We start from the raw sequence: 9,881 nt of genomic DNA on the forward strand, positions 1-9,881 counted from the left end.
TCGACTACTCGGAAGTGTTCTCGGTCGACTGGGCCGATTCCTGTTCTTGTTGCTCTTCTTGGGCTTCTTTGGCCTGGTCGAAGGCATTGGCCGGTGCAATCACTTCGACGACATCAGCATCAAGTGTGTCGAGAATCGCACCGTCCGGGCCCGAGATCAACAATAGACCTTGACTGTCGATCTGATCTTCGATCTCGATTTCGCCCGATTCGAACTCCTCTTCGGCGTTCGCGATCGCTTCTTCGACCGCTTCTTGTTGGAGTTCCTGAATTGCTTCTTGTTCTTCTTGAAGTTCTTCTTCTGAGGTGTTGCCCTCTTGGGCGTCCTGTTGAAGTTGCTGCTGTCGCTCTTGTGCTTCCTCTTGATCGACCTGAATCGAAATAGCCACCTCTCGGCTACCGTCGCCGCCGCTACTGGATTGGCCCATACAACCAGCCGCCGCAACACCGGTGCCGATGCCGGTCAGTTCGAGAACACGCCGCCGATTGACTGTGAAGTCGTCTGTCATGGTGCTATCGCGGGATTTCCAAACGGACACAGATAAACCAATTGATACTCGTGGACTAGAGAGGGCGTCGACCATCTCGCAACGACCGCCGAGATCACAACTCAGCCCAAAGAAGACATCATTAGTCGTGTATCGACTTCGTACGGTTGTATAGGCGCGTTAGTTGCTCGGGCTGATCTATCCTTCACAAAACATATACCGTCGACACGTGAGCGTCGTGATATGAAACTCGAAAAGACAGTCGTCGCCGTGGCTATTGCGGTGGTCGTGGTGTCGGTTGTCGCCGCGGTGACGGTTCCTGATGTGCTGGCCGATCCGACCAACGACGTTCGGCCCGGTTCGGTCTCCGTCGAAGAGGTACCGATCACGCCCGGTGAAACGACCGGTGACACAGCCACGCTGTCGATCGAACCGAGGCTCGGCCACTACGGAAACCCGACCGAGAACGTGACCGTCCTGTTCCGGGCGACCGATAGCGACTCGAACCTCGTCGAGACCGAACGGACCGTCGACGTCGGCCAGTTGCGCGGCGACCGTGAGACGCCCGTCGAGACCAACCTGACAGTCGACCGCGAGGGTGGCTACCGGATCGAGACCATCGTGTTCAGTGATGGCGAGCGCGTAGACAGCGCCCAGCGCAGCGTTGACGGTGTCGAAGCGCTGACGCCAGCGTACGCCGAGTCGAATGTCGAGTTTGCCGAGACGTCGGCGATCCAACCGGTGTCGGTTGCCGTGGGATCGACTGACGGCGACGCGGTCGACCTCGATCTGAGGGGCTCGTTGACGAACGAGGGCGACGACTCGACCGACGACCTCGAAGTAACCTACACCGCCCGCCAGGCCGACTCGAACGTGGTTGCCGACCGCACGACGGTCGACGTCGACGAGATTCGAACCGGTCGAACTGCGAGCGTCGAGGCCGACCTGACCGTCCCCAACGAGTACAACTACTACGTCGACGCCGTTGTCTGGCGCGACGATGTCCACATCGACTCCGCACAGGGCGTCGCAAACCTCGATCCGACCGAATCGGTCAGCCCCAACGAGACCGAATCGGACGTCGCGTTCGAAGCCTCCGACTTCTCCGGCGGGTCGGACGCAAGCGAGGAAGACGAAGCACTATCGGAAAGCGACGAAGAATCGAGCGACGACGCATCGGGCGAAGAGACACCCGGCTTCGGGGTTGTGGTTGGACTCGTCGCACTGCTTGGGGCGACACTGCTTGCCCGGAGGCGATCACAGTGAACGACGGCTCAGCCACACCAGTAACTGACGACAGCGGGGAGACGACACCAATGACAGACGATACTCATCAGACGACACGAGCCGAATCGCACCGACTGCAGAGTGACGGCGGACAGAACACTGACTCCATACTCGGCTCACGTGACCTTCGAACCATCGTCGACTACGTCGCGCTGGGGGCGCTGGTATTGTTTGCGCTTATTACGGCGCTACAGTTGTACAGCGCGGTTGGCAGCGCCATCAACCAGCTGATCGCGACCGAGTACCGCGTCTTCTTCCGGGCGGCGTTCAACCTCGCCGTCTTGCTCGGGTGTCTCGCTGGCATCTCGAAGCAGCTCAACCGACTCACCTGATCGAACCCGGGGTAGCGAATGGAAACGCTCTTTTGACCATCTCACGCAGAGATAGTATATGAGCAACGGCGAGGACACCGAGACAGCCGTCGACAGCCTTTTCGAACGACTAGAGGCGGTCGGCAACGCGCTCGACGACGCCGAAACCGAGGCCGACCTCGACGCGATCGAAGCGGATCTCGACACGATCGAGACCGAACTCGCGGAGTCGGAACTTCCAGTGGCCGACGACGAGGAAGACGAAAACGACGAAAGCCCGGCCGACGACCTCGAATCGCAGGTGGCCGACTACCGCGAACGGCTCGACGACCAGCGCGGCCCCTACCCCGAGACAGTCACCGACGGCATCGAATCGGCGAAAACGACCATCGAAGACGGCGAGTGGACCGACCAGGGCCGAACCGAGGTCGTTGAGGCAGTCAGAACGTTCGCCGAGTCAGTCAGCGGGATTCTCGACGCAACCGTGGGTGAGGAGATCACCGGTGTCGACAGCGCGCTCGACGTACTCAGCGATTGTGCCGCGGTCGTTACGAAAGCCGACCTCGATCCAGACGCCGACACCGAAACCCTGGGCGAGTTGGTCGAAGCCGTCGACACGCTCGAAGCCGACCTCGAAAGCGCCCAGGAGTGGTCGGATCTGACCGTCCGCGAGACCCTGATGGCCGAGGGCTACTACGACGTGCTGGGCCACACCAAAGACTACCCGCCGGAGTGGGCCGCACTCAAGGAGCACGAAAAACAGGGCAACACCGAGATGGTGCTGTTGGCCTACGATGAACTCGATTCGGATTTCATGGAGGAGCACTGTCTGGACGCGCTGGCTCGCATGGGTCCGATTGCGGCCACCGACGAGGCCATCGAAACGATGCTCCAGTTGGCGAACAAACGCGACAAAAAGGCGATCAAAATCCTCGGCAAGATGGGTGCGACCGACGCGGTCGACACCCTCGTCGAGTACGTCGACGCCGACAAAGATCCTGTGCTCCAGAAAGTCACGTTCCGCGCGCTCGGCGAGATCGGCGACGACGGGGCGGTCCAGCCGCTGGCGAACAAACTCCTGATGGACAACGACAACGTCCGCCCGCAGGCTGCCCGTGCGCTCGGGCTGGTCGGCGACCCGCGTGCGATCAAACCGCTCTCTGAAGCCCTCAAAGCCGACGAGAGTTCGAACGTTCGCGCTCAGGCCGCCTGGGCCCTCCGTCAGATCGGTACGAAGCGCGCGCTCGAGGCCGTCGTCGACCACGGCTCCGACGAGACGTTCATCGTCCAGACCGAGATCGACAAGGCACGGAACGCACTCGATTCGGCCGTACCGACCGCCTAGTCGGCGGCGAGACACCCAAACCAGTTTCTCGCTGCAACTCGTTCGCTAAACACTCTCTGCGGGTAACACGGCTATTTTTCAGTGTTCGGCCCCAATACAACTCACATGACAACCGCACTGTTCGTAGTCAGCGAAGAGGGGTATTGGGGCGAAGAATGCATCGAGCCGCTGTCGACCCTCGACGAGGCGGGCGTAGACGTCACGGTCGCGACGCCGACCGGCAACCCACCGGTCGTCGACGAGCAGTCGGTCGACCCCGACACTGTCGGCGAGGAGATCTGTGAGTTGGTCTTGGAGTACGACAACAATGACGAACGACTCGCCAACCCCGAACCGATTGCGACCGTCGAGGCGAGCGACTACGACGCGGTGGTCTTCCCCGGCGGCCACGGGACGATGTGGGACATCAACATCGACCGCCACGCCCGCCAGTTGCTGGCCGAGGCAGTCGCCGGCGATGAGGGCGTCGGGATGGTCGTCTGTCACGCGGTGGGTCTGCTTGGCTTTACCCACGACGAGAGCGGCGAGTACCTGGTCGACGGCCGCGATGTCACCGGATTCCCCAACGAGTGGGAGGCCGACATCATCGACGACACCGACCTGATGGGCGACGGCCGCAAGCTCCCGTATCTGGTCGAAGACGAGGTCATCAAGGCTGGCGGCAACTGGGACGCCGAACTCGACAGCGAGACGAGCGTCACCGTCGACGGCGATCTCGTGACCGCCCGTGGGCCAGAATCCTCGGCCGCGGCGGCCGACACGCTGCTCGACGTGCTCGGCGTCGAACTCTCGGCCTAACACCTCGTCGACGCCAGAGGCTCGACTCGTTTTTATAACAGCACTCGTTCGTGAGAACCACTGTACACTGGCGAGCCAAAGGTATATTCACACGAATCACCGAGTTTCGGTATGGTTCTTCCGTTGGCGATGGGGTGGCGACAGCTGTTGTTCGAAAACTGGCCGGTCGACCCCGAGGTGATGGACGCTCACCTGCCCGATGGGCTCGAACCCGACACGTTCGACGGCTCGGCGTGGCTCTCGGTCGTCCCGTTTACCAATGTCAACGTCCGACCGAAGGGCCTGCCGAAACAACTCGGAATTCGGCTCCCCGAACTCAACCTTCGGACGTACGTCACCCGCGACGGCGTTCCCAGCGTCTACTTTTTCAGCCTCGATGCACAGGGAATAACGAGTGTGATCGGCGCACGAGTGTTTCATCACCTGCCCTACTTTTATGCCCGAATCTCGCTGGAGCTGTGCGACGGATGCGTGCAGTTTCGCAGTCGACGGCTCCATCCAGGATCACGCCCGGTTCACTACACGGCGAGCTACGGACCGACCGGCGAGCCGTTTTCGGCTCCCGACGACCCCTTCGGGGAGTTTCTGGTCGAGCGGTATCGGTTTTATACGGAGGCCCAAGACGGCTCGATTCGCTTCACCGATGTCGACCACGAGCCGTGGACGCTGTATCCGGCCGCGGCCGAGGTCGAGACCAATACGCTACTCAAAGCGCATGGGTTCGCAGAGCCAGACGCCGAGCCGGTGTACTACTACAGTCCGGGACTCGACGTGACTGCCTCGCAGAGCCATCGCTTATAACAAAAATCCGTCGCGCTACTCGATTTTGAAGACGGCTTCCTCGATCGACTCGCTGTGGCACTCCGGGCAGCGCGAGGGGTAATTGACGGGATCGTCGTAGTTGCTGAAGCCGCAGTGAGCACATTCGGGAGGGGCGACCAGAAACTCAGTGTCGTCTTTGTACCGGATCGACCGGGCGACGTGTTTGAGATCCTGGTAGATCGTCGACACCGGTGTGTCGAGTTCGGCGGCGAGTTCGCTGGCGGTCGCAGGCTCGGCCCCGAGCGTTTCGGCAAGCTGTTCTCGCCGTGTCGAATCGGTCATACCCTCTCTCAGCGCTACGGCACCAAAAGCACATCCCGTCGTCGAGGTGGTGGTGGCAGACGAAGCCGTCGACGAACGGGGAGACAGACGGCTGCTAGTCGGCGTCGGTGTCAGCGGCCGAGTCGACGACGTGGTGGGGCCCAAGCGGGCCGTGGGTTGGACAGATCCCGGCAATTGGGGTGGCATTGAGGCAGCAGGCCCGCTGTTCGCTGGCGACGATACTCGGCAGCAGGGTCTCGCCGCAGACCCGACAGTAGAGACCGTCGTCCATACCGACCATTGGGTCCGCGGTCGTATAGCTCTCCCGAGAGTTCAGTCGTCGACCAGTGTTCTCAGTCGTCGACCAACTCGGCCGCAGTAATCCGAATCCGGCCGCTGTCGCCATTCCATTCGGTGTCGTATTCGAGGTCGATCCGCTGGGACATGTGGGGGCCGTTGGTGACGAACGTCTCGAACTCGCCGCCCTCGCCAAGGAGGTGGACGCCGTACTCCTCGTGAAGCCCGCGAAGCTCGTCGATCGCCTCGGCATCGAGCGTCCGGCCGAGCCACGACTCGTCGAGGCCGTAGGCCGCCACCTGCAAAATCGTGATCTCGAAGCCCGCCGCCAACATCTCGGCGGCCAGCTGTTCGGGGTCGCGCTGCCACAGAGGCGCGAAGAGATCGATTCCGAGGCGGTCGCACATCCCCTGAATTCGATTCGTCTGGAACTCGCTTTCGATTGCACCGGCGGTGACGCCCGCGAGGTCGACGGCCTCGGCGAGCGCTTCGAGTGCGCCCTCCAATGGTTCGAGTTCGGCGTCGCCCTGCGCGCTGGCGTCGACGGCCTCGGTCGCCCCCAGATCACCTGGTTCTACCTCGATGAGATCGATTCCAATGGCCTCAGCGGCCAGCCGGGCCAGTTGTGTCTCGGGGACGTGATACATGTACGAGTCCGCCGAAGGATGGACCGTCAGCAGTCGCGTCACGTTCAGTCCCTCGGCGAGCGCACGATACAGTGCCCACGACGAATCCTTACCGCCCGAAAAAAGGCTCACCCACTCACCAGTCATACCGATCCTCAGTCGGCCAGGGCTAATACCGGCTTTGATCCGGCCGCAGAGCGGTCGATGGTGCTCGAAGTCCGTCTACCGACCGAAGAGGCCTTGATCTTCATCGATGGTAAAGAAATCACGGATGAAGACGGAGATCCGCTGTTGGCGGCTTCAGCAGGGAGCAGTACAACGCTTGATTGGTCAGGCTCGGCGAGCGAGCGTGCTGTCGATGTCAGTTCGGAGGTGACAACGGGCGAATCCGCAATTACAGTGGTTGCGGTCGACTTGCCGAAGAATTCGGTGACCGTCCTTTCGTACGAAGTACCGGACATCTAGACACTGCTCGCGGATCGGTTCGCGGGTTACCATCGTCCACGGTCAAAACAAGCCGATACTCAGTGTCGAACAACGGCCGAGTACTAGGCGCTGTCGACCGGGTTCTACATATAGCCGAGATCGCGCAGGCGCTCCATCAGGTCCTCCTTGTCTTGGGCGCGGCCCGCGCGCTCGGTCGTGTTATCGAGATCCTGCAACCACGCTGGCTCGTCGGTCGTTTTCTCCGTACTCACTTCACTGCCAAGCGAGCGGAAGCCGGCGAAGTATTTGGGCGAAATCGGCACGTCGGACTGCTCGACGCCTTCGGGCAGGTCCTCTGCCGACTCAGGGACGTAGCCGTCGTCGGGGAACGCGTCGACGGTGTCCGGAACCACGAAGTTCCAAAAGACATCCCAGACGTCCGCCTCGTCGAACTGGAGAATGGGCTGGACGCGGTCGTGCGGCGGGTAGATGTCGGGATCGTGGCGCGGACTGAAGAAAGTCTCGTCGGCGCGGGCCTCCTGTTCGTCCCAGCGCACACCCGAGATGACGCCGTCGATCTCGTATTTTTCGAGTGCGTCGTTGAGCGCGACCGTTTTGAGCAGGTGGTTGCCGACGTACGTGTCCAAGAGGAACGGGAAGGTGTCCTCGTCGTATTCGAGGATTTCGCGGACGTGGTGTTGGTTGTGCTCGGAGAGTTCCGAGATTTCGATATCGTCGCCGGGTTCGAGGCCATGTTCGTCGACGTACGCGCCGATGTCGTTGTTGCGGGCGATGACGAGTTCGATGTCCCACTCGTCGGCCCAGTGCTCGATGAAGTCGGTGATCTCGTCGAAGTGCTGGTAGTGGTCGATGAACACCGCGGTGGGTTTGTCGTAGCCGAACTTCTCGGCCACCTGATTGATGAAGTAGAGCGTCAGCGTCGAGTCCTTGCCGCCAGTCCACATGACCGCCGGGTTCTCGTACTGTTCGAGGCCGGCTTTGGTGACCTCGATGGCTTTCTCGATCTTGTCCGTAATCCGTGGATAGTCCGTCGGCTCTTCGCCTTCGCCGTCGGTGTAGTCGACGTCGAGATAGTCGGGAAAGTCTGCTGACATCGTGTAATTACATCTAATTAGATGCAATAAATCGTTTTTGGCTTTGCAATCGACTGTCGAGGGTTCCAGAAACCAGCAAATACTGACGACTCGCGAGCGCCGCACATAGGACAACGAGTTGTCGATTATATCAAATGTCGGTACGGTTTTCCGGCTCGCTCCGAATCATGAGCCGATGACAGACACACAGCCCTCCGGCAGTGACCTCCTTTCGGGGACGGTCGCTGGAATCGGTGCATGGATCGCTGGCTACGTGGCGACCTATTTGTTCGTCGCCCCGAACATCCGAGAGTCGTCGCTCAACCGGATTATCGAGGGATTGGACGGCGAGGCCGCGACCTACGAGCTGGTCGGCTGGGTGTTTTATAATACGCATCTGGTCGACATCGTAATTGAGGACATCCCGCTGCTCGGCTCGCGGACCACGAGTTACATCGGGGGCGACGACGGATTCACGACCCTCCTGTTTGTTCTCCCGGTTGCACTCCTGTTCGCCACCGGACTCGCACTCGCACGGTATCGCGCTGTCGACACGCCTTCTGCAGGCGCACTCATCGGCAGCATGGTCGTGCCGGGGTATCTGCTTGCAGCGGTCAGTAGCATCTTTCTGTTTGAGGTGACAGCCGGCGGTGCTACCGGCGGTCCCGATCTCCTCCCAGCAGTCGTCCTCGCAGGGATCATCTACCCGCTGGTGTGTGCTGGCGGTGGCGGGGCGATCGGTGGCGTGCTCGACCAACGGAGTCGAAAACCGTAGCGGCCACCCCGGCGTAACTCCGCTCAATTCGGCGAAACTGGCAAACAACCGTCTCGGTTCGTTATATGTCTCGCTCTCCTGGGTATCAGTGTATGAGCGATACCAACGAGACGCGGTCTGCGAATCACGAGACACAGTCGACAAAGCGGCGCACGTATCTCCAGGCGGTCGGTGGGGTTGCGACGCTCGGTACCGCCGGGCTGGCTGGCTGTACAGGTGATGGCGGCACGGGAAGCAGTGACGATGACGGCGACGGTGATGGGGACGCCACCGGCCTGCTGTCGACGGCGGTCACCGATCAACCGGGCGATATTGCCGATTTCGAGTCCTGTGTCGTCACCATCGACGGGATCTGGGTCAAACCCGCCGAAAGCGAGAGCGATGACGAAGACGAGGGAGACGAGGAAGAAAACGACAGCGAGACGAACGAGACCGAAACCAACGAAACCGAAACGGACGACGACGAGTCGACCGACAGCGTTTCCGACGACGAAGCAGACGACCAGGAGGGCGAGGATGGCGACGAGGACGAGGGCGATGAAGGCGATGAGGACGAAGGCGTTCAAGAACAAAATGAGGAGGACGTCGACGAGGGCGAGGGGCGCGAGTACTACGAGTTCGACGAGCCACAGGAGGCCGACCTCGTCAACCTCCAGAACGGCGAAACGCAGCTGGTCGACGAGGACCGCAAACTCCCGGTTGGCGAGTACGAGTTCCTCCAGTTGGACGTCTCGGATGTCGAGGGGATTCTCGCAGACAGCGACGAGGAGGCGACCGTCGAAACGCCGGGTAACGCCCCGCTGCAGTTCAAACTCGCCTTCGAGATCCGCGAGGGCGAACGAACGATCTTCACCGGCGATTTCACCCCCGTCAAACGCGGACGAACCGACCGCTACCTGCTCCAGCCGGTCGCCACCAACCTCAGCGTGAGCTACGAGGAGATCGACGGCGAGGAGGATGGAGATGACGAAGCGGACGGAGACGACGAAAACGAAGAAGACAACGACAGCGAAACCGGGGACGAGTCGACTGAAAACGACTCCGAAACCGAAAACGACTCCGAAACCGAAAACGGGTCGGCCGAAAACGAGTCGACCGAAAACGAGTCGACCGACGAACAGTAGTCGGACACAACCCAGTTGCGGCGTTGTAACTGGTATTCGTCAGCACTGTTATGTAGCCAGATTTGGTATAAATGGTAATGGACGAGTCGTCTTCTAGTTCTTTACTCGGCTCTGCACGTTTAAGTAGGCCCCAACTATACACCGTATTGACAGCAAATGCTGCCGATCACGGACTTCCTATCGTGTACTGATCCGCTGGACGACTTCGACTCGCTGTCATATCACCAG

General features: G+C 60.7%; 13 protein-coding genes. 8 read left to right on the top strand and 5 right to left on the bottom strand.

The features are described from left to right. Positions 1-4: 4 nt before the first annotated feature. On the bottom strand, positions 5-508 hold the full coding sequence (locus tag O2S87_RS04310; RefSeq protein WP_475407569.1) for a hypothetical protein: 504 nt from the start codon (positions 506-508) through the stop codon (positions 5-7). Between the two features lie 222 nt (positions 509-730). On the opposite strand from O2S87_RS04310, the gene O2S87_RS04315 reads away from it, so the two are divergent. The 5 genes from O2S87_RS04315 to O2S87_RS04335 all read left to right on the top strand — a co-directional run bounded on the left by O2S87_RS04315 (position 731) and on the right by O2S87_RS04335 (position 5,029). Then, positions 731-1,753 (top strand): DUF7490 domain-containing protein, encoded by a 1,023-nt coding sequence (locus tag O2S87_RS04315; protein ID WP_475407570.1) that lies wholly within the window; start codon positions 731-733, stop codon positions 1,751-1,753. Next, entirely contained in the window at positions 1,750-2,106 is a 357-nt protein-coding gene (locus O2S87_RS04320) for a DUF8060 family membrane protein (RefSeq protein WP_475407571.1), read from the top strand. The genes O2S87_RS04315 and O2S87_RS04320 overlap by 4 nt, the downstream gene beginning before the upstream one ends. Positions 2,107-2,164: 58 nt before the next feature. Next, entirely contained in the window at positions 2,165-3,430 is a 1,266-nt protein-coding gene (locus O2S87_RS04325; RefSeq protein ID WP_475407572.1) for a HEAT repeat domain-containing protein, read from the top strand. 105 nt (positions 3,431-3,535) lie between these two features. Continuing rightward, a complete protein-coding gene (locus O2S87_RS04330) occupies positions 3,536-4,228 on the top strand; it encodes a type 1 glutamine amidotransferase domain-containing protein (protein WP_475407573.1) in 693 nt (230 codons plus the stop codon). Between the two features lie 111 nt (positions 4,229-4,339). Beyond that, the gene (locus O2S87_RS04335; RefSeq protein WP_475407574.1) at positions 4,340-5,029 is read left to right on the top strand and encodes a YqjF family protein; all 690 of its coding nucleotides are present in this window, start codon (positions 4,340-4,342) and stop codon (positions 5,027-5,029) included. A gap of 15 nt (positions 5,030-5,044) precedes the next feature. Here the strand turns inward: O2S87_RS04335 and O2S87_RS04340 are convergent, their stop codons facing one another. The 3 genes from O2S87_RS04340 to O2S87_RS04350 all read right to left on the bottom strand — a co-directional run bounded on the left by O2S87_RS04340 (position 5,045) and on the right by O2S87_RS04350 (position 6,381). Next, the gene (locus O2S87_RS04340) at positions 5,045-5,332 is read right to left on the bottom strand and encodes a transcriptional regulator (RefSeq protein WP_475407575.1); all 288 of its coding nucleotides are present in this window, start codon (positions 5,330-5,332) and stop codon (positions 5,045-5,047) included. 94 nt (positions 5,333-5,426) lie between these two features. Continuing rightward, positions 5,427-5,612 (bottom strand): hypothetical protein, encoded by a 186-nt coding sequence (locus O2S87_RS04345; protein ID WP_475407576.1) that lies wholly within the window; start codon positions 5,610-5,612, stop codon positions 5,427-5,429. Between the two features lie 52 nt (positions 5,613-5,664). Further along, positions 5,665-6,381 carry a diphthine--ammonia ligase gene (locus tag O2S87_RS04350; RefSeq protein ID WP_475407577.1) on the bottom strand — a complete coding sequence of 239 codons (717 nt, stop codon included), beginning with the start codon at positions 6,379-6,381 and terminating at the stop codon, positions 5,665-5,667. A 57-nt stretch (positions 6,382-6,438) separates the two neighbouring features. Here O2S87_RS04350 and O2S87_RS04355 point away from each other — a divergent pair, with 57 nt between their 5' ends. After that, positions 6,439-6,699 (top strand): hypothetical protein, encoded by a 261-nt coding sequence (locus O2S87_RS04355; protein ID WP_475407578.1) that lies wholly within the window; start codon positions 6,439-6,441, stop codon positions 6,697-6,699. A 104-nt stretch (positions 6,700-6,803) separates the two neighbouring features. Here O2S87_RS04355 and O2S87_RS04360 read toward each other — a convergent pair whose 3' ends face one another. Further along, positions 6,804-7,775: a phosphoadenosine phosphosulfate reductase family protein gene (locus O2S87_RS04360; RefSeq protein ID WP_475407579.1), complete on the bottom strand. Its 972-nt coding sequence runs from the start codon at positions 7,773-7,775 to the stop codon at positions 6,804-6,806. A gap of 175 nt (positions 7,776-7,950) precedes the next feature. Here O2S87_RS04360 and O2S87_RS04365 point away from each other — a divergent pair, with 175 nt between their 5' ends. Next, positions 7,951-8,529, top strand: a complete 579-nt coding sequence (locus O2S87_RS04365) for a DUF7978 family protein (RefSeq protein WP_475407580.1) — start codon at positions 7,951-7,953, stop codon at positions 8,527-8,529. 92 nt (positions 8,530-8,621) lie between these two features. Continuing rightward, positions 8,622-9,653, top strand: coding sequence for a DUF4382 domain-containing protein (locus tag O2S87_RS04370; protein WP_475407581.1), 1,032 nt, complete (start codon positions 8,622-8,624; stop codon positions 9,651-9,653). Positions 9,654-9,881 lie beyond the last annotated feature (228 nt).

The sequence above is a fragment of the Halohasta sp. A2 genome (assembly GCF_056175805.1).